The following is an 18,133-nucleotide window of genomic DNA, read 5'->3' as shown; positions in this document are numbered from 1 at the left end:
CGGTCCTGACATGCGGGGCGGACGGGGCATAGTGTGAAGTGGTGAGCAATACCGAAGGCTTTGAAGCCACAGGCCTCCAGGACTTTTTTGGCGACGGGACGTCCTCCGAACGCGTCACGGTGATGCTGGCCGCGTTCGAAGGCTGGAATGATGCGGGTGAAGCAGCCTCCGATGCCCTGAAATTCCTGAGCCGGCACTGGGACAGCGAAAAAATTGCCAGTATCGACGCGGACGAATACTACGACTTCCAGTTCACCAGACCGTCCCTGAAACGGACGGCTTCCGGCGGGCACCGGATCAAGTGGCCGACGACGCGCATCTCCCGTGCCGAGGTGCCGTTCAGCAACCTGGACATCATCTTCGTCACCGGCGTCGAACCGTCCTACAAGTGGCGGGCCTACACCGCCGAGCTCATAGCCCTGGCCAAGGAACTGGATGTGGACTGCATTGTCCTGGCCGGTGCGCTGCTCGCCGATGTTCCGCATTCCCGGCCCATCCCGGTCAGCGCTTCCTGCGAGGAACCGGACCTGCAGGAAAGCCTGAGCCTGGAGCCGTCCTCCTACGAAGGGCCGATCGGGATTGTGGGCGTGGTGTCCGAGATGGCCGGCCTGGCGGATATTCCCTCCATCTCGCTCTGGGCAGCCGTACCGCACTACGTGGGGCAGGCGCCCTCGCCCAAGGCGCAGCTGGCGTTGCTGAACCGCATCGAGGAGCTGCTGCAGGCGCCCTTGGACACGCATCTGCTGACCGAAGAGGCCGAAGCCTGGGAACGCGGCGTGGATGAACTCGCCACCGAAGACCCCGAGGTTGCGGCGTACGTCCGCCAGCTGGAAGAGGCCAAGGACACCGCCGATCTTCCCGAAGCCAGCGGCGAATCGATTGCCCGTGAATTCGAGCGGTACCTGAAGCGCCGCCGCCGGGACTGAGTCCCGGCGGCTGGACGTCCCTGGAACTGAGCCCTAGAGCTGGAGTCCGAGCAAGGCGTTCAGTGCGGAACAAACGAGTTCGGCGCCGGCCTGGCTCCCCTTCGTTTCGCCGCGGACCGCTGCACCGGCCCAGGCATCGACGGCCTGCAGTGCGGCCGGAGCATCCAGGTCATCAGCCAGTGCGGCGCGGATCTGCTGCACGAGGGCGGCGGCGTCGTCATCATTGGTGAACTGCAGGGCCTTCCGCCACGCCACCAGGCGTTCCTCTGCCCGCCGCAGCTGGTCTGAAGTCCAGAACCAATCGGTGCGGTAGTGATGGGACAGCAGCACCAGGCGGATGGCTGCCGGCTCCACTCCCTCGGCACGCAGCCGGGAAACCAGGACCAGGTTGCCCAGCGACTTGCTCATTTTCTCGCCGTCGAACCCCACCATGCCGGCATGGGCGTAGTGCGAGGCCAGAGGCGTGCCCTCGCAGGCAAAGGCGTGTCCGGCACTCATTTCGTGGTGCGGGAAGACCAGGTCCGAGCCGCCGGCCTGCACCGTGAAGGGACGGGGCAGGAAACGCTGGGCGATGACGGAACACTCAATATGCCAGCCCGGACGTCCGGTGCCGAGCCGGCCGCCGTCCCAGGACGGTTCACCGGTCCGGGCCATGCGCCACAGCAGCGGGTCCAGGGCGTTCCGCTTGCCGGGACGCTCCGGGTCTCCCCCGCGCTCCGCGAAGACCGGCAGCATCTGTTCCCGGGTCAGGTGCGAGACCTGTCCCAGCCACCAGGCATCCGGATCCCCTTCAGCCAGACGGGAAGCGGCGTCGACGTCGAAGTAGAGGTCGCCGTCGGGCTCTCCGCCGTTGCCGGAAACCCGGTAGGCCAGGCCGCGGTCCATCAGGTCCTCCACCACCGGCACGATCCACTCCACTGCCTCTACAGCGCCGATGTAGTGGTCCGGGGCCAGGACGTTCAAGGCCTCCATGTCATCACGGAAAAGCTGGGTCTGCTCCTGCGCGAGCTGCCGCCAGTCCGCACCGGTGGCGTTGGCGCGCTCGAGCAGCGGATCATCGACGTCGGTGACGTTCTGGACGTACCGGACGGTGTGTCCGGCGTCGCGCCACTGGCGGTTGAGCAGGTCGAACGCCACGTAGGTGGAGGCGTGGCCCATGTGCGTGGCGTCGTACGGAGTGATCCCGCAGACGTACATGCTCGCGTCGCCGCCGGGACGCACGGTCACCCTGGCCTGTGCGGCCGTGTCATAGAGCCGGACGTCGTCCGACTTTCCGGGCAGGGAGGGCAGGGAGGAAGATTTCCAGGCAATCACCCTTCCACTCTAACGGGCACGGCTAGGCGGTAAGGACGCCGAAGCCCAGGAGGAGGTAGATGCAGATGCCGAGGAGGATGCGGTACCAGACGAAGAGGCGGTAGCTGCGGGTGGAGACGTAACGCAGGAACCAGCCGATGATGATGAAGCCCACAACGAAGGCGACCACCGTAGCGGCACCGGTCTGCAGCGCGGTGTAGGGCATGGGCTCGTCCAGCGACTTGACCAGCTGGAACAGGCCGCTGCCGAACACTGCGGGAATGGCCAGCAGGAAGGCGTACCGGGCCGCGGCTTCACGGGTGTAGCCCATGAGCAGCCCGGCGGTAATGGTGCCGCCTGACCGGGAAACGCCGGGGATCAGCGCCAGGGCCTGGGCAAAGCCGTACAGGATGCCGTGGCGATAGGTGAGCTGGTCCAGTTTACGCTGCTGGCGGCCGACCGCGTCGGCTACGGCCAGGATGATGCCGAAGACAATCAGCATGGTGGCGACGATCCAGAGGCTGCGGAAGGTGCTTTCGATCTGGTCCTGGAAGAGCAGGCCCAGGACCACGATGGGGATGGTGCCGATGATGATCAGCCAGCCCATGCGGGCATCCGGATCATTGCGGGGCACCCGGCCGGACAGCGAACCGAACCAGGACTTGATGATCCGGACAATGTCCTTCCAGAAATACACCGCCACGGCGGTTTCCGTGCCCAGCTGGGTGATGGCGGTAAAGGCCGCTCCCGGGTCCTGTGCCCCGGGCAGCAACTCCCCCACGATGCGCAGGTGTGCGCTGGAGGAGATGGGGAGGAACTCTGTCAGACCCTGGATCAGGCCAAGGAAGATCGCTTCAAACCAATTCACACCTAAGACTCTAATAGACTCCTGTGACGCATCCGTTCACCCGTGGCGGCCGCTACCGGTTGGCTGAGCGTCCCAGCGGGCCATTGTCCTGGTCTCCGGCAGCTGTCGGATCCTGCGGAACTTCGTCCACCTCGTCCGCGGCGTCGTAGTCGCCTTCGTCCTCATCGTCTTCGTAGATCTCCAGCGGCGTCACTTCGCCGTAGGCGTCGTAAAGGACTTCCTCATAGACTTCGAAGGCATCGGCGATGGCCAGGTACGCGCTTTCGACCACCGGATCCTTCTCACCGCGTCGTGCGGCCGCGGCCGCGAGGTGCTCCTCGAACGCAGTGACAAGGGACTGGAGCGCGATGCGCGGATCTATGCTCATGACCTAGACGTTATCGGTAAAGTAGGGAAAATTGGAGGGAAATGCGCGAACAAATTCTTGCACCTGATGTCTCCCGCCGGCGCGAAAATTCCCGGGACTACGAGTACCTGGTGGTGTCGGTGGACCCGAACGAATCACTGCCCGATGCCCGGCGCCGCCTCGTGGAGCACGCCGAGTACGGCAAGTGGGAACTGCACCGCAGCCGGATCTACAGCGGCGGCGGACGTCGGTTCTGGCTGCGCCGAAGAGTCCTGCGCGTCCAGCGGACCACCTAGCCTCCGCCCGCCGGTTCTTACTCCGCCGGGCCTTACTCCACCGGGCCCAGGACCGCGTTGGCCACGCTGCCATGCACCGAATCCTCGCTTGAGGGGTGGAACATGCCGGCAAGGACGTCACGGTAGAGCCGTTCCAGTTCGGAGCCCCGGAAATAGCTGCGGCCACCCGCAACCCGAACGGCGGTCTCCACCACGCCGCGCGCCGTTTCGGTGGTCCGGTACTTCAGGCCGGAAAGCAGCGGGAACCAGTAGCTGCCGTGGTCCGTGCCCTCCTCAAGATCCCGTGCCACTGCTCCGAGCTGCAGATGGACGCCGTCCATCCGCAGCGCGGCGTCGGCAATCTTCCAGCGGGTAGCGGGATCCGCCGACGCCGGAGTGCCCTCGCGCCCGACGCGCCCGGAGGCTGCCTCAACGGCCAGTTCCACGGCGCGGTCCCCGATGCCCGTATAGACGGCGGACAGCAGGGTTTCGAACAAGGCGAAGATTCCGAAGACAAAGGCATCCCCGTGCGGGCCCACCGGCGTCGTGCGGACCATCCGTGCGGCCGGCACCACAGCGTTGTCCAGGTGCGTGGTGCAGGACTGGCTGGCCCGCATGCCCATGGTGTCCCAGTCATCCGCGATGGTGATGCCCCCGGTACCGCGGTCCGCGAATCCGAAGACCAGGCGCGGCTCCTCCGGGTCCGAGGAGTCCTTCCCGAAGATGCCCAGCCGGGTCCAGGCCGGGGACAGGCTGGTGAAGATCTTGGTGCCGGTGAAGGCGTAGCCGCCGTCGCCCGTGGGACGGGCCGCGGTGTGCGAATCGAAGAGCACGGCGGGGTTGCCGGGCTCGGACACTCCAAACGCAAACAGCTCGCCCGCCGCCGCCTCGCGGAGGACGAAGTCCAGCGAGTTATCTCCCGCCAGGGCGAGCAGGTGCGCGACGCCGCACCAGACCAGGTGCATGTTCACAGCCAGTGCCGTCGCCGGAGCGGCGGAGGCCAGGAGCCGCTGGCAGGAGACGACGTCGGGAATCCCCAAACCGGCTCCGCCCTCGTCCTTTGAGGTGAACAGGGCGAGGTAGCCCGCGGCGCGCAGCTCCGCCAGGTCCTGGGTGAAGAAACTGTTGGTTTCGTCATAGCCTGCGGCACGGGAGCGCAGGCGCTCCAGCAGTTCCGGGGTGAGGATATCGGCGGGGGCCGGCAAGGGGTTCTCCTTCAGAAGGCGGGAAGGGATCAGTAGTCGGTCAGCAGGCGGGACAGGACCCGGGTGCCGAACTTCAGGGAATCCACCGGCACCCGTTCATCAACGCCATGGAACATGCCCGTGAAGTCCAGGTCCGCCGGGAGGCGCAGCGGGGCGAAACCGTACCCGGTGATGCCCAGCCGGCTGAGGGACTTGTTGTCCGTGCCCCCTGAGAGCGTGTAGGGCAGCACCGGAGCACCGGGGTCCTCTGCCTGCAGGGCGGAGATCATCGAGTCGACCAGGTTGCCCTTGAACGGCACTTCGAGGGACACGTCCTGGTGCTCGTAGCTGATGTCGATGCCTTCGCCGGCAAGTTCGCGGATGGTGGCCAGCACCTGTTCCTCCTGCCCGGGCAGGGTCCGGGCATCGATCAGGGCCTCGGCGGTGCCGGGGATGACGTTGTGCTTGTACCCGGCCTTCAACACGGTGGGGTTGGAGGTGTTCTGCAGGGTGGCGCCCACAAACCGGGCTACGGTGCCCAGTTCGGCAAGGATCCGGTCCGGGTTCTCCGGATCGAACTCGACACCGGTCAGTTCGGTGACGCCGTCCAGGAAGGCGCGGGTGGTATCCGTCAGCTCGATGGGCCAGGGGTGGCTGCCGATATTGGCGACGGCGCGGGCCAGGCGGGTGACCGCGTTGTCGGTGTTGATCTGGGAACCGTGCCCGGCACGCCCGTGGGCCACCAGCCGCAGCCAGGAGATGCCCTTTTCCGCTGTCTGCAGCAGGTAGGTCCGCTTCCCGCCGATGGTGGCCGAGAAGCCGCCCACCTCGGAGATGGCCTCCGTGGCGCCGTCGAACAGTTCCGGGCGGTGTTCCACTGCCCAGCGTGCGCCGTAGTCGCCGCCGGCTTCTTCATCGGCGAAGAACGCGAAGACGATATCCCGCCGCGGACGTGTTCCGGTGCGGGCCATGGAACGCATTACGGACAGGATCATGGCGTCCATGTCCTTCATGTCCACGGCCCCGCGGCCCCAGATCAGCCCGTCCCGTTCCTCGCCGCTGAACGGGTCCACCGTCCAGTCCGCTTTCTGGGCCGGAACCACGTCAAGGTGGCCGTGGACCACGAGGGCGGGCAGGGAGGAGTCGGTGCCCTCCATCCGGGTCACTACCGAGGCGCGTCCGGGAGCAGACTCGAACAGATCGGCGGACAACCCGGCTTCTTCGATCAGTCCGGCGGTGTACTCGGCAGCGGCACGCTCCCCCGGGCCGGAGTTGTCGCCGAAGTTGGAGGTGTCGAAACGGATGAGCTCCTGGCAGATCCGGGCCACCTCGTCTTCGGCGCGGGGCTGCTCGGCACGGACGTCTGTAGGCATGTGCTTCTCCTTCGATGAACTGTGCAGCCAGCTTAGCCAGAGCAATGGCAGGATGGGCCGTATTTCGCGGCAACGGCAGGCCAACAGGCCTCCGGCTTGGGCCGATTCGTGGTTCACGCATAAACCGTGTTAGAGTTTTTCCCGTTGCTTCCACAGCTTTTGAACAACTGAAGAGCCTGTGGAGATCACCCAGCGCGGGTGGCGGAATGGCAGACGCGCTAGCTTGAGGTGCTAGTCCTCTAACGAGGGTGGGGGTTCAAGTCCCCCTCCGCGCACAGTGAAGTCCTCCCGGAATCCACGGATTCCGGGAGGACTTTTTTGTTTGTCCGGAACCGTCCGCTGTGATCTTTGACTCACATCGCCTGCCGCCCTTCGGTACCCTCGCACCATGGACGGCAGCGGAGTCTTTAATCTCCTGCTCGTGGCTTTTTTCATTCTGCTGGGCGGAATCTTCGCCGGCGCGGAGATGGCGCTGGTGTCCCTCCGGGAGAGTCAGATCAACGCCATCGAGCGAACCGGGAAGCAGGGCCGGCGAACAGCACACCTGGCCCGCAACCCCAATCTGTTCCTGTCGGCGATCCAGATCGGCGTGACCCTTTCCGGTTTCTTCTCAGCTGCTTACGGTGCCTCGGCGCTGGCCCCGGCCGTTGAGCCCGTGCTGCGGCAGTGGGGGCTGCCCGAGTCCGCGGCGGAGGCAACGGCGTTCATTCTGCTGACCCTCGTTGTGGCCTATCTGTCCCTGGTGTTCTCGGAACTGGTGCCCAAGCGGCTGGCCATGCAGAATGCGGTCCTCTACGCCCGGATCCTCTCCCCCGCACTGAACCTGTTCGCCATGCTGATGCGTCCCGTCATCCGGCTGCTGTCCTTTTCGACCGATGCCGTGGTGCGCCTGCTGGGCGGAAATCCGAACGTCAAGACCGTGCCGGTGAGCAGCCAGGAATTGTGGGACATGGTGGCGGCGAGTCCGATGCTCGCCGAGGACAGCCGCAGGATTCTTTCGGACGTCTTCGGAGCAGGCACGAGGCTGGTGCAGGAGGTGATGCGGCCCCGGACCGAAGTGGTTTTTGTCCGGGCAGACCTTCCGCTGGAGGAAGCAAGGAACCGGGTGCGGCACCAGCCCTATTCCCGCTACCCGGTCACCGGCGGATCGGTGGATGACATCCTGGGGTTCATCCACGTCCGGGACCTGATGCCGGACCCGGAGGCGGCGGGTCCGGATAAACGCACCGTAGCCGACATCCTGCGGCCGGTCCTGTTCCTGCCAGGGACCGCAGCGGTCCTGCCGTCCCTGGGCAGGATGCGCCGGGAGAACAGCCACATCGCGATCGTGGCGGATGAATACGGCGGCACTGACGGCATTGTCACGTTGGAAGACCTGGTGGAGGAACTGGTGGGGGAAATCTACGACGAGTACGACACAGTCCGGGACCCCGAAGACCGTTACCGCAAGGAAAAGGGACAGCTGGTGGTGGACGGTGCACTCATCCTGCAGGAATTCGAGCGGCTCACGGGCGTCGGCCTGCCCGAGGGCCAGTATGAAACGGTGGCCGGGTACATCCTGGAGCAGCTGGGCCGGATGGCCCGGCCCGGTGACGCGGTGCAGGCCCCGGGCTGCCGGCTCGAGGTACTGGGCGTGCGCGGACGGCGGATCGGTGTGGTCCGGGTAATTCCGGCAGCATCCGGGTAAGCCGTCACCGCAGCCCATTGCCTAAAGACGGCGCCACCGCGCAGAATACCGACCAACGCGGCACTCCTGAACGTCCGGAAGGACAGCCATGGCTGACATCAAGGCGGAAACCGTCCAGCCCGAGCTCAAGCGGGTCATGGGCACCAAGCTGCTGCTGCTCTTTATTGTCGGCGACATCCTGGGCACCGGCGTCTACGCCCTGACCGGACAGGTGGCCGGCGAAATCGGCGGTGCAGCCTGGGCGCCGATCCTGCTCGCTTTCGCGGTGGCGACGATTACTGCTTTGTCCTATCTCGAACTGGTGACAAAGTATCCGCAGGCCGCCGGTGCAGCCCTCTACACGCATAAGGCCTTCGGCGTGCATTTTCTGACCTTCCTCGTGACCTTCGGGGTGCTGTGCTCCGGTATCACTTCCGCGTCCACGGCGTCGAAGTTCCTTGCCGAGAACTTCATGGTCGGATTCCACCTTGGGTGGGGGCAGACCGGGGTCACCGCGGTCGCTGTCACCTTCATGCTGCTGCTGGCCGTGGTGAACCTGAGGGGCGCCGCGGAAAGCGTGAAGTTCAACATCGTCCTGACGGCAATTGAGCTTACCGGGCTCCTGATCGTGATCGCCATCGGGTTCTGGGCCATGGGCCAGGGCAATGTGGACTTCTCCCGGGTGGTCGTGTTTGAAACGGAAACCGGCAAGAGCGTGTTCCTCGCCCTCACGGGTGCCACCGCCCTGGCGTTCTTCTCCATGGTCGGCTTCGAAGACTCGGTGAACATGGCGGAAGAAACCCGCGATCCGGTGAGGATCTTCCCGAAAGTGATGCTTACCGGCCTGACCATCACGGTCTCGGTCTACCTGCTGGTGTCCATCGCCGCCGTCGCCGTGGTGCCGGTGGGGCAACTCTCCGAATCCGCCACCCCGCTGCTGGAGGTGGTGCGTGCCGGTGCCCCCAACCTTCCCGTGGACGTTATCTATCCCTTCCTGTCCATCTTTGCCGTCGCCAACACCGCCCTGATCAACATGCTGATGGCCAGCCGGCTGCTCTATGGCATGGCAAAGCAGGATGTCCTGCCCCGCGGACTGTCCGCGGTCCTGCCCGGACGCCGCACCCCCTGGGCGTCCATTGCGTTTACGACGGCGATCGCGGTGGGCCTGATCATCGTGGTCACCAACTTCATGGGCCGGGAAACGGTGACGGCACTCGGCGGGACCACCGCACTGCTGCTGCTGGCCGTCTTCACGGTGGTGAACATCGCGTGCATCGTCCTGCGCCGAACGCCGATCGACCGGCCGCACTTCCGCTCCCCCGGCATCATGCCCTTCATCGGCGCCGGAACCTGCGCCTTCCTGCTTGGCCCGTGGGCGCAGGATGCCATCGAGTACCGGATTGCCGGGTTGCTGCTGCTGCTCGGACTGGCGCTGTGGGTGCTCACCTGGATCTGGAACCGGGCGGTCAAGGCGCGTAAAACCCGTTTCAGCGACCCCTCGCAGCTGAGCTGAGCGAGCCAGTGGCGAAGCAGGCAGGAAGAAGGAAACCATGACCGTCGTCGTCGGATACGTACCTACACCGGAGGGGGAAACAGCGCTGCGCGCCGCGCTCCGGGCGGCGCGGGACCTGGCCACCGGACTCGTGGTGGTCAACGTGGAGAGCACGCGCAAACCGCGGCCGGAACATACCCCGGATTATCTGCAGACGCTGACCGGTGTCCTGCAGGGCAGCGGGGTTTCCCATGTCCTGCTTCACCCCATGGGGGATTTTGATGCCTCCGAGGAAATCCTGAAGGCCGCCCAGGACCACGGTGCGCAGTTGGTGGTGCTGGGGATCCGGCACCGGACGCCGGTAGGGAAGCTTTTCCTTGGCAGCACGTCCCAGCGCGTGCTGCTGGAGGCTGCCTGCCCGGTCCTGGCGGTCAAAGCGGGCCAGGCGTGAGGCCTGTTAGTCCTGGAGCTTGGCCAGTACCGCTTCGATTCCGGTGAACGTCTCCACGAAGGACGTGGACAGGGGCGACAGGCCCAGTCGGATGCCGTCCGGATTGCGGTAGTCCGGAATGATCCCCTGCTCCCAGAGTGCGGCGGTCACTGCTTTGAACTTCGGATGGTCGATGGTGATGTGGCTGCCGCGGCGCTCCGGATCGCGCGGCGAGGCCAGCACGACGCCGCGCGGAGCCAGCAGCGCGTCAACGGCGGTGACAGCGTATTCGGTAAGCGCCTGCGACTTCGCGCGCACTGCCTCCATGCCGGTCTCCCGGAGCAGGGCAATCATGTCCTGCATGGCGAGCATGCCCAGGATGGGAGGGGTGCCGGAGACCAGGCGGCGGATGCCCTCGGCCGGAACATAGCCCTGCGCCATGCCGAACGGGTCACTGGAACCCAGCCAGCCCTGGATGGGCTGGGAGAAGTCCGCCTGATGGCGGGCCGCCACGTAGGCCCAGGCCGGTGCGCCCGGGCCGCCGTTGAGGTACTTGTAGCTGCAGCCGACGGCGTAGTCCGCTCCCTCGGCGTCCAGCTCGGCGGGTACGGCACCCACCGAATGGCACAGGTCCCACAGGACCAGCCCGCCGGCGTCGTGCACGATTTTGTTGATGGCCGCTGAATCGGCAAGGTACCCGGAGCGGTAGGCCACGTGGCTGAACACGGCCAGCGCCGTCTGCGGGCCGACGGCGGCCGCCACCGCTTCGGCGCTCACTCCGCCGGCGTAGTCGGCGGACACCCAGCGCAGGGTCAGCCCGCATTCGCGGGCCACGCCTTCGAGGACGTACCGGTCCGTCGGGAAGTTGTCGGCATCGAGCAGGATCTCGGTGCGGCCGGGACGGGCGGCGACGGCGGCGCGTGCCAGCTTGTAGAGCAGCACGGTGGTGGAATCCGCCACGATGCACTGCCCGGGAGCGGCACCGAGCGCCACCTCGCCGAGGGCGTCGCCGATCCGGCCGGGCAGTTCGAGCCATTCCTCGTCCCAGCCGCGGATCAGGCGCCCGCCCCACTGGCGGGAGACGAAGTCCTGGAGGTTTTCGGCGGTGGCACGGAGCGGGCGGCCGAGCGAATTTCCGTCCAGATATGCGTGGACTCCCTCCGCCGGCAGGAACCGGTTCCGGTATCCGGCGAGGGGGTCTGCGGCGTCGAGTTCCTTGGCGGCAACCAGCAGGCCGGGAGCATCAATCATGAGGGAACCTTAGCATCAGGCGCATCAAAGCCCGTCCGCTTCCGGGTGCTGCCGGAGACGGACGGGCTCTGGGGCCGGGGGCTCAGGCCCGGGCTGCGGCCAGCGGAGTTACCGAACCGGAGAAATGCCGCCGGTGGGAACGCGGGTTCCAGCCCGTGAAGGTGGAGCCGGACCAGCCGCCGGGCGTCTGCTCGTCCGAGATAGCCACGGCCACGGTCGCCGGCAGGAACACCGGAGCCTCGAAGTCGATGGTCCACTGGAACGGGCCCTCGTGGGTCTGCACGGAATCCGCGACGACCCGTGAGGCCAGGTACATGCCGTGGGCCAGTGACTGCTTCATGCCCAGCGCCTTCGCCGACAGGCGGCTCAGGTGGATGGGGTTGAAGTCGCCGGAGACCCGGGCGTAGTTGCGTCCGGCGTCGGCACCCAGGCGCCACAGCGCCGTCGGGAGCGGGGGAACGAATTCCGCGCGCACCGCAGACTTGTCCGGGCGGTCGAACTTCGGCAGGAAAACACCCTTGGCCAGATAGGTGGAACGGCCCCGCCACACGGTTTCCGGGCCGCCGTCGGCCTCAACGGTGACCTCCGCAACGAGTTCCACCTGGGTGCCGGCACGGTGCCCGGCGAGGTTCTCCGCCCACGCCGTAACCGTCAGCGCTTCGCCGTAGTGGATCGGCCGCAGATGCTGCACCTCATTGCGCAGGTGCACCATGCCCAAAAGCGGCAGCGGGAAGTCCTCGCGCGCCATCAGGCTCATGGCCACCGGGAACGCGAAGGTATGCACGTAGCCGGTGGGCAGGTAGTCGCTGGCGCTGTGCTGGACCAGGCGCTGGAAATCGGTGAGCCGGGCCAGGTCCACGGACGCCCCGCGGACCACGTGCCGGTCCGCCGTCAGCGTGCCCGCGGCCTTCGACGGTGACAGGCGTGACTTCGCCGCGCTCCCCACCGCACCGGCGTAAAGCCGCCCGAGCGTGGGAATCTCGCTCAGCTGGGTGTCGGTCATGCGCCCACCATGTTCTGACCGCAGACCCGCACTACCTGGCCGTTGACGCCGGCTGCGGCGTCGGAGGCGAGGAAGGAAATGGTTTCGGCCACGTCCACCGGCAGGCCGCCCTGCTGCAGGCTGGACAGCCTACGGGCCACCTGCCGGGTAAGCGCGGGAATGGCAGCGGTCATGTCGGTTTCAATGAAGCCCGGTGCGACGGCGTTGATCGAGCCGCCGCGCGGTGCCAGCAGCGGGGCAGTGGCCCGGACCATGCCGATGACGCCGCCCTTGGAGGCTGCGTAGTTGGTCTGGCCGCGGTTGCCGGCAATGCCGCTGGTGGAGGCCAGCGAAACGATCCGGCCCTCGGGGCTGAAGCCGCCCGAAGCGAGGAAGGTTTCGTTCATCCGCAGCTGCGAGGCAATGTTGACGGCAATGACCGAACCCCAGCGGGCTTCGTCCATGTTGGCCAGCAGCTTGTCGCGGGTGATGCCGGCGTTGTGGATCACGATGTCCAGGTGCCCGTAGCGTTCGACGGCGTGGGTGAGGATGCGGTCCGCAGCATCTTCGCGCGTGATGTCGACCTGCAGCGCGGTGCCGGAGATTTCGTTGGCCACCTTCGCCAGCTGCTCCCCCGCGGCCGGCACGTCCACCACGATCACGGAGGCGCCGTCGCGGTGCAGCACGCGGGCGATGGCCGCACCGATGCCGCGCGCGGCACCGGTGACCACGGCGACCTTGCCGGCGAGAGGCGCGTTCCAGTCCTGCGGAAGCTCACCGGCATCGGAACCGACGGTGATGAACTGGCCGTTGACGTAGGCACTCTTGCCCGACAGCAGGAACCGCAGTGCGGCCGCCACCGAGGGGGCCGTTGCTTGCACGCCGTTGGCCAGCACGATGCCGTTGGCCGTCGCACCGCCGCGCAGTTCGTGCGCAATGGAACGCAGGGTGCCGTCGACACCCTGGCGCGCCGCGGCGGCGGCCGGGTCCTGGGCTTCCGGGGCGGGCCGGGAAACGGTGACGATCCGTCCGCCGGGAGCCAGATCCCGCAGGGCTGCGCCGGCGGCCAGGGTCGGTTCGCCCAGGTCCGTAGGCGCCGCGGCGTCGTCGAGCACAATCAGGATGGCGCCGAGCTTTTCCTTTGGCGTGGCATGCCGGCGGACGTCCTGGTCCCAGTCAAGGAGCAGGCGGGAGAGCTCATCGGCGGCAGCGCTCCTGCCGAGCACAAGCACCGGGCCCGGCACCAGGGGCTTGGACGGGTCGAAGCGGCGCAGGATGGCCGGCCGGGGCAGGCCGAGCTTCTTGGACAGCTCCTTGGTGAAACCGCTGTTTACGAGGTTCAGGTAGGTATCACTCATGATCAGCGCGCCTCGAGGATTGCGACGAGGCCCTGGCCGCCGGCAGCGCAGATGGAGATCAGGCCGCGGCCCGAACCCTTTTCATGCAGCATCTTGGCCAGCGAGGCCACAATTCGTCCACCGGTGGCGGCGAAGGGGTGCCCGGCTGCCAGCGAGGAGCCGTTGACGTTGAGCTTGCTGCGGTCGATGCTGCCCAGCGGCGCATCCAGGCCCAGCCGGGTGCGGCAGAATTCCTCGTCCTCCCAGGCAGCCAGGGTGGAGAGGACGGTGCCGGCGAAGGCCTCGTGGATTTCGAAGAAGTCGAAGTCATCGAAGGTCAGGTTGTGGCGGGCCAACAGGCGCGGTACGGCGAAGGCCGGAGCCATCAGCAGACCGTCCTTGCCGTGCACGAAGTCGACGGCGCCGGCTTCTGCATCCACGATGTTCGCCAGCATCGGCAGGTCGTGTTCGCGGGCGTAGTCCTCGGAGCCCAGCAGCACCACGGAGGCGCCGTCGGTCAGCGGGGTGGAGTTGCCGGCGGTCATGGTGGCTTCATCGCCCAGGCTCTTGCCGAAGGCCGGCTTGAGCTTGGCAAGCTTTTCCATGGTGGTGTCGGGACGCAGGTTCGCGTCCTTTGCCAGGCCGCGGTACGGGGTCACGAGGTCGTCGAAGAAACCGCGGTCGTAGGCGGCGGCCATGTTGCGGTGGCTGTTGAAGGCCAGCTCGTCCTGGGCCTCGCGGGTGATCTTCCACTGGGCGGTGGTCAGCGCCTGGTGCTCGCCCATGGACAGTCCGGTGCGCGGTTCGCCGGTGGACGGCGCGTTCGGGGACAGGTCCTTGGGGCGGATCTTGGCAACGGCTGCCAGCTTCTGCTTGGTGGTCCGGGCGCGGGAGAGGTCCAGCAGTGCACGGCGGAGGCCTTCGCTGACGGCGATAGGTGCGTCCGAGGCGGAGTCGACGCCGCCGGCGATGGCGGATTCGAGCTGTCCCAGCTTGATCTTGTTTGCCAGGCTGACCACTGTCTCGAGGCCCGTGGCGCAGGCCTGCTGCACGTCATAGGCGGGGGTTTCCGGCGACAGCGCCGAGCCCAGGACCGCTTCGCGGGTCAGGTTGAAGTCGCGGGAGTGCTTGAGGACTGCTCCGCCGGCTACTTCGCCGATCCGCTCGCCCTGCAGGCCGAAGCGGGCAATCAGCCCGTCAAGGGCGGCCGTGAGCATGTCCTGGTTGGAGCTGTACGTGTACTTGCCGCCCGAGCGGGCGAAGGGAATGCGGTTTCCGCCGATCACCACCGCCTTGCGCACCGAAGACCCGGCGCCGTTGTTCGTGGGTGTAGCTCGTGCGGGTTCAGGCTGTGCAGCCATTCGTCGTTCTCCTTGGGAGTCCATGGGGGTGGGTGTGACGCCAGTTACTGTAACCCAGCGTACCTGATACGCTCAGTATCGTGAACAACGCACTTGAAGATCCTTCCGCGCCGTCCCCGGCTGCGGACGGCCGCGCCCTCCGCTGGGAAGCGCACCGGGCCGAGCGCCGTCGTACCCTCATCAAGACGGCGCGCCGGGCCGTCCACACCCTGGGCTGCGCGGCGTCGATGGAAGAGATTGCCGCCGCGTCCGGGACCTCGAAGTCCGTCTTCTACCGCTACTTCGGGGACAAGGCCGGACTGCAGAAAGCCATGGGCGAAATGGCGGTGGCCCGGATGCAGGAAAAGATCCTGGATGCAGGCCGTACCGCCCCCTCCGCCAGGTCGGGGCTCCGTGCGATGGTCTCCGCCTACCTGCAGATGGCCGAAACCTCCCCCAACGTCTACCTGTTCGTGACCGGACAGCTGGCAGACGGCGGACCGGGACAGATCGACAGCACCCTCTCCTCCTTCTTCGAAGCCATCACCGCAATGATGGACTCGGCCATGCGCCATTACCTGGCGGGCCGGGAGGTTCCGCCCGAGGCCAGCGCTACCGCGCAGTACTGGCCTACGGCGGCACTCGGGATGATCCGGGCAGCCGGTGAGCGCTGGATTGCCGCTCCCCCCGGCCCCGGGAAGCCGACCGAAGAACAAATGACCGACCAGCTGACCGCCTGGCTCTTTGACGGCATCGGCTACGACCGGGGGCATCCGCTCCCGACCCCTCCAGCTACTCCCTCCAACCACGAGAAGGAAACGCAATGACGCAAACACTTTCCCCCACCGAACGGCAGCTCCCGGCCAGTGCCACGATCCGCGACAACGACGCCGCCGTCGTGGACGTCGAGTCGCTGGGCCGTGTCCTGCTCGGCAAATGGGCCGACAACCGGCTCGCGGCCCGCAAGATCGCCGGCATGGAAGCCATGCAGACTCCCGCGGGGCTGACGTATACCGAGCACCGTGAGCGGGTCATGGACCAGCTGAAGATCCTGGTGGAGAGCAAGTCCGTCCACGGCGCGTTCCCCAAGTACGTGGGCGGCGAAGACAGCCACGGCGCCAACGTCGCCGGCTTCACGGAACTCGTGGTGGCCGATCCGTCCCTGCAGATCAAGGCCGGCGTCCAGTGGGGTCTCTTCGGTTCCGCCGTGATGCACCTGGGCAACCGGGAACACCATGAAAAGTGGCTGCCCGGCATCATGAGCCTGGAAATTCCCGGCTGCTTTGCCATGACGGAAACCGGACACGGTTCCGACGTCGCGAGCATCGCCACCACCGCGGAATACGACGCCGCGTCCGAAGAGTTCATCATCAACACCCCCTTCCGGGCCGCCTGGAAGGATTACATCGGCAACGGCGCCGTCAACGGCAAGGCCGCAGTCGTCTTCGCACACCTGATCACCCAGGGCGTGGACCACGGCGTGCATGCCTTCTATGTGGAGCTTCGCGACGACAACGGGTTCCTGCCCGGCATCGGCGGCGAGGATGACGGCATCAAGGGCGGCCTGAACGGCATCGACAACGGCCGGCTGCACTTCTCCAATGTGCGCATCCCCCGGACCAACCTGCTCAACAAGTACGGCGACGTCGCTGCGGACGGCACCTACACGTCCGATATCGAGAGCCCCGGCCGCCGCTTCTTCACCATGATCGGCACCCTGGTGCAGGGCCGCGTTTCGCTCGACGGCGCAGCCGTCAACGCGAGCAAGCTGGCGCTGAAGACGGCCATCCAGTACGGCACGGAGCGCCGCCAGTTCAACGGTGCTTCCGACATCAAGGAAGAGGTGCTGATGGACTACCAGCAGCACCAGCGCCGCCTGCTGCCCCTGCTGGCCACCACGTTCGCTGCAACGTTCGCGCACGAGGAACTGCTGCACAAGTTCGACGACGTTTTCTCCGGTGCCCATGACACCGACGAAGACCGCCAGGACCTGGAAACCCTTGCGGCGGGATTGAAGTCCCTGTCCACCTGGCACGCCCTGGACACGCTGCAGGAATGCCGCGAAGCCACCGGCGGCGCCGGGTTCCTGGCCGAGAACAGGTTCACCGCCCTGCGCGCGGACCTGGATATCTACGCCACCTTCGAGGGCGACAACACGGTGCTGCTGCAGTTGGTTGCCAAGCGCCTGCTGGCTGATTACGCGAAGGAATTCGCCGGTGCCGACTTCGGCGTCCTTGCGCGCTACGTGGTGGGCCAGGCCACGGACGTGACCCTGCACCGCACCGGGCTGCGCCGGATTGCACAGTCCTTCCGTGACTCCGGGTCGGAGAAGAAATCCGCCATTGCGCTGCGCGATCCGCGCACCCAGCATGATCTGTTGGCGGACCGCGTCGGCACCATGGTGGCGGAGGTTGCCACTGCACTCAAGGAAGCCCGCGGGCTGCCGAAGGACAAGGGTGCGGCGGTGTTCAACGAGAACCAGCACGCCCTGATCCAAGCTGCGCGCGCCCACGCAGAACTGCTCCAGTGGGAAGCCTTCACCCGGGGCCTGGAACGAATGGAGGACGCGGGCACCCGCCAGGTCATGACCTGGGTCCGCGACCTGTTCGGACTGTGCCTGATTGAAAAGAACCTGGGCTGGTACCTCATGAACGGGCGTCTGTCCGCGCAGCGCGCCCGCACCCTGGGGCCGTACATCAACCGCCTGCTGGCCAAGATCCGTCCGCACGCCCTGGACCTGGTCGACTCGTTCGGCTACGGCCAGGAACACCTGCGGGCAAAGATTGCCACGGGTGCGGAGAAGGTCCGCCAGGACGAGGCGATGGAGTACCAGCGCCTGCTGCGTGCCAGCGGCGCCGCGCCGGTGGACGAAAAGGTCCTGATTGCCCGCCGCAAGGCTGAGCAGAAGAAGTCCCGGAAGTAGGTTTCCTGCGGTCCGGGCAGCCGGGCAGCCGGGCAGCTGGGCAGGCGAAGCCGGGCAGCCGGGCTGGCGAAGCCGGGCAGCCGGGCTGGCGAAGCCGGGCACTGGGCAGCTGGGCAGCTGAAAGGGCACCGACGCACACACTGTGCGGTGGTGCCCTTTCTGCGGTTCCGGCCGGGGTCCGGGGTTGAGAGTCCGCACAGCGTCCCATCCGGTGGGGCTGGTGTTGCCTGGTTGGGTCCCATCAGTCACAGCAGCACCAAACTGTGGGACCCTCTGCGGCGGGGTGGGTCGCCAGGCCGATCGTCAGCACAGCGTCCCACGATGTGGGGCTGGCGTTGCCTGGTGGGGTCCCATCAGTCACAGGAGCACCAATCTGTGGGACCCTGTGCGGCGGGCCGATCGTCAGCACAGCGTCCCACGATGTGGGGCTGGTGTTGCCTGGTTGGG

At 66.7% G+C, this 18,133-nt stretch carries 16 protein-coding genes and 1 tRNA gene; 8 read left to right on the top strand and 9 right to left on the bottom strand.

Going from position 1 to position 18,133, the window contains the following annotated elements:
• Window positions 1-41: 41 nt before the first annotated feature.
• Window positions 42-926 carry a PAC2 family protein gene (locus tag N2K98_RS09245; RefSeq protein ID WP_255865614.1) on the top strand — a complete coding sequence of 295 codons (885 nt, stop codon included), beginning with the start codon at window positions 42-44 and terminating at the stop codon, window positions 924-926.
• Between the two features lie 33 nt (window positions 927-959).
• Here the strand turns inward: N2K98_RS09245 and mshC are convergent, their stop codons facing one another.
• Genes mshC through N2K98_RS09230 form a run of 3 tightly spaced genes read right to left on the bottom strand, consistent with a single transcriptional unit; the run spans window position 960 to window position 3,454 of the window.
• Complete coding sequence (mshC, locus tag N2K98_RS09240) at window positions 960-2,240, bottom strand: cysteine--1-D-myo-inosityl 2-amino-2-deoxy-alpha-D-glucopyranoside ligase (RefSeq protein ID WP_255865613.1); 1,281 nt, start codon at window positions 2,238-2,240, stop codon at window positions 960-962.
• A gap of 22 nt (window positions 2,241-2,262) precedes the next feature.
• Window positions 2,263-3,087: an undecaprenyl-diphosphate phosphatase gene (locus tag N2K98_RS09235; protein ID WP_255797693.1), complete on the bottom strand. Its 825-nt coding sequence runs from the start codon at window positions 3,085-3,087 to the stop codon at window positions 2,263-2,265.
• A gap of 52 nt (window positions 3,088-3,139) precedes the next feature.
• On the bottom strand, window positions 3,140-3,454 hold the full coding sequence (locus N2K98_RS09230; protein ID WP_255797694.1) for a hypothetical protein: 315 nt from the start codon (window positions 3,452-3,454) through the stop codon (window positions 3,140-3,142).
• Between the two features lie 41 nt (window positions 3,455-3,495).
• Between N2K98_RS09230 and N2K98_RS09225 the strand changes: the two genes are divergently transcribed.
• A complete protein-coding gene (locus N2K98_RS09225; RefSeq protein WP_229951905.1) occupies window positions 3,496-3,729 on the top strand; it encodes a DUF5703 family protein in 234 nt (77 codons plus the stop codon).
• A 32-nt stretch (window positions 3,730-3,761) separates the two neighbouring features.
• On the opposite strand, the gene N2K98_RS09220 is transcribed toward N2K98_RS09225, so the two are convergent.
• Both N2K98_RS09220 and N2K98_RS09215 read right to left on the bottom strand, forming a co-directional pair.
• Window positions 3,762-4,913: an acyl-CoA dehydrogenase family protein gene (locus N2K98_RS09220; RefSeq protein WP_255865612.1), complete on the bottom strand. Its 1,152-nt coding sequence runs from the start codon at window positions 4,911-4,913 to the stop codon at window positions 3,762-3,764.
• A gap of 29 nt (window positions 4,914-4,942) precedes the next feature.
• Complete coding sequence (locus N2K98_RS09215) at window positions 4,943-6,265, bottom strand: M20/M25/M40 family metallo-hydrolase (RefSeq protein WP_255797696.1); 1,323 nt, start codon at window positions 6,263-6,265, stop codon at window positions 4,943-4,945.
• A gap of 192 nt (window positions 6,266-6,457) precedes the next feature.
• Between N2K98_RS09215 and N2K98_RS09210 the strand changes: the two genes are divergently transcribed.
• From N2K98_RS09210 to N2K98_RS09195, 4 genes are all read left to right on the top strand, one after another.
• Window positions 6,458-6,540 (top strand) — tRNA-Leu (locus N2K98_RS09210).
• 113 nt (window positions 6,541-6,653) lie between these two features.
• Window positions 6,654-7,952 (top strand): hemolysin family protein, encoded by a 1,299-nt coding sequence (locus tag N2K98_RS09205; protein ID WP_255865611.1) that lies wholly within the window; start codon window positions 6,654-6,656, stop codon window positions 7,950-7,952.
• A gap of 88 nt (window positions 7,953-8,040) precedes the next feature.
• A complete protein-coding gene (locus tag N2K98_RS09200) occupies window positions 8,041-9,444 on the top strand; it encodes an APC family permease (protein WP_255797698.1) in 1,404 nt (467 codons plus the stop codon).
• A 37-nt stretch (window positions 9,445-9,481) separates the two neighbouring features.
• Window positions 9,482-9,874: a universal stress protein gene (locus N2K98_RS09195; RefSeq protein ID WP_255797699.1), complete on the top strand. Its 393-nt coding sequence runs from the start codon at window positions 9,482-9,484 to the stop codon at window positions 9,872-9,874.
• Between the two features lie 6 nt (window positions 9,875-9,880).
• Here the strand turns inward: N2K98_RS09195 and N2K98_RS09190 are convergent, their stop codons facing one another.
• The 4 genes from N2K98_RS09190 to N2K98_RS09175 all read right to left on the bottom strand — a co-directional run bounded on the left by N2K98_RS09190 (window position 9,881) and on the right by N2K98_RS09175 (window position 14,784).
• Window positions 9,881-11,104 carry a kynureninase gene (locus N2K98_RS09190; protein WP_255865610.1) on the bottom strand — a complete coding sequence of 408 codons (1,224 nt, stop codon included), beginning with the start codon at window positions 11,102-11,104 and terminating at the stop codon, window positions 9,881-9,883.
• Between the two features lie 82 nt (window positions 11,105-11,186).
• Complete coding sequence (locus N2K98_RS09185) at window positions 11,187-12,107, bottom strand: MaoC/PaaZ C-terminal domain-containing protein (RefSeq protein WP_255865609.1); 921 nt, start codon at window positions 12,105-12,107, stop codon at window positions 11,187-11,189.
• Entirely contained in the window at window positions 12,104-13,444 is a 1,341-nt protein-coding gene (locus N2K98_RS09180; protein ID WP_255865608.1) for a 3-oxoacyl-ACP reductase, read from the bottom strand. The genes N2K98_RS09185 and N2K98_RS09180 overlap by 4 nt, the downstream gene beginning before the upstream one ends.
• Window positions 13,445-13,446: 2 nt before the next feature.
• On the bottom strand, window positions 13,447-14,784 hold the full coding sequence (locus N2K98_RS09175; RefSeq protein ID WP_229951914.1) for an acetyl-CoA C-acetyltransferase: 1,338 nt from the start codon (window positions 14,782-14,784) through the stop codon (window positions 13,447-13,449).
• An 80-nt stretch (window positions 14,785-14,864) separates the two neighbouring features.
• Here N2K98_RS09175 and N2K98_RS09170 point away from each other — a divergent pair, with 80 nt between their 5' ends.
• Together N2K98_RS09170 and N2K98_RS09165 are read left to right on the top strand one after the other, a co-directional pair.
• Window positions 14,865-15,590 (top strand): TetR/AcrR family transcriptional regulator, encoded by a 726-nt coding sequence (locus N2K98_RS09170; protein ID WP_255865607.1) that lies wholly within the window; start codon window positions 14,865-14,867, stop codon window positions 15,588-15,590.
• Complete coding sequence (locus N2K98_RS09165) at window positions 15,587-17,686, top strand: acyl-CoA dehydrogenase family protein (protein ID WP_255797704.1); 2,100 nt, start codon at window positions 15,587-15,589, stop codon at window positions 17,684-17,686. Before N2K98_RS09170 ends, N2K98_RS09165 begins: the two co-directional genes overlap by 4 nt.
• Window positions 17,687-18,133 lie beyond the last annotated feature (447 nt).

The organism is Arthrobacter jinronghuae (genome assembly GCF_025244825.1).
Classification (GTDB): Bacteria; Actinomycetota; Actinomycetes; order Actinomycetales; family Micrococcaceae; genus Arthrobacter_B; species Arthrobacter_B jinronghuae.
Note: the sequence above shows the minus strand (reverse complement) of the source record. Positions and strands in the feature narration are given on the sequence as shown.

Excerpts from the sequence above, each read along its gene's own strand:
- N2K98_RS09230 (WP_255797694.1), bottom strand. The coding sequence starts at position 3,454 with ATGAGCATAGATCCGCGCATCGCGCTCCAGTCCCTTGTCACTGCGTTC.
- N2K98_RS09225 (WP_229951905.1), top strand. The coding sequence starts at position 3,496 with ATGCGCGAACAAATTCTTGCACCTGATGTCTCCCGCCGGCGCGAAAAT.
- N2K98_RS09215 (WP_255797696.1), bottom strand. The coding sequence starts at position 6,265 with ATGCCTACAGACGTCCGTGCCGAGCAGCCCCGCGCCGAAGACGAGGTG.
- N2K98_RS09205 (WP_255865611.1), top strand. The coding sequence starts at position 6,654 with ATGGACGGCAGCGGAGTCTTTAATCTCCTGCTCGTGGCTTTTTTCATT.
- N2K98_RS09200 (WP_255797698.1), top strand. The coding sequence starts at position 8,041 with ATGGCTGACATCAAGGCGGAAACCGTCCAGCCCGAGCTCAAGCGGGTC.
- N2K98_RS09195 (WP_255797699.1), top strand. The coding sequence starts at position 9,482 with ATGACCGTCGTCGTCGGATACGTACCTACACCGGAGGGGGAAACAGCG.
- N2K98_RS09190 (WP_255865610.1), bottom strand. The coding sequence starts at position 11,104 with ATGATTGATGCTCCCGGCCTGCTGGTTGCCGCCAAGGAACTCGACGCC.
- N2K98_RS09185 (WP_255865609.1), bottom strand. The coding sequence starts at position 12,107 with ATGACCGACACCCAGCTGAGCGAGATTCCCACGCTCGGGCGGCTTTAC.
- N2K98_RS09180 (WP_255865608.1), bottom strand. The coding sequence starts at position 13,444 with ATGAGTGATACCTACCTGAACCTCGTAAACAGCGGTTTCACCAAGGAG.
- N2K98_RS09175 (WP_229951914.1), bottom strand. The coding sequence starts at position 14,784 with ATGGCTGCACAGCCTGAACCCGCACGAGCTACACCCACGAACAACGGC.
- N2K98_RS09165 (WP_255797704.1), top strand. The coding sequence starts at position 15,587 with ATGACGCAAACACTTTCCCCCACCGAACGGCAGCTCCCGGCCAGTGCC.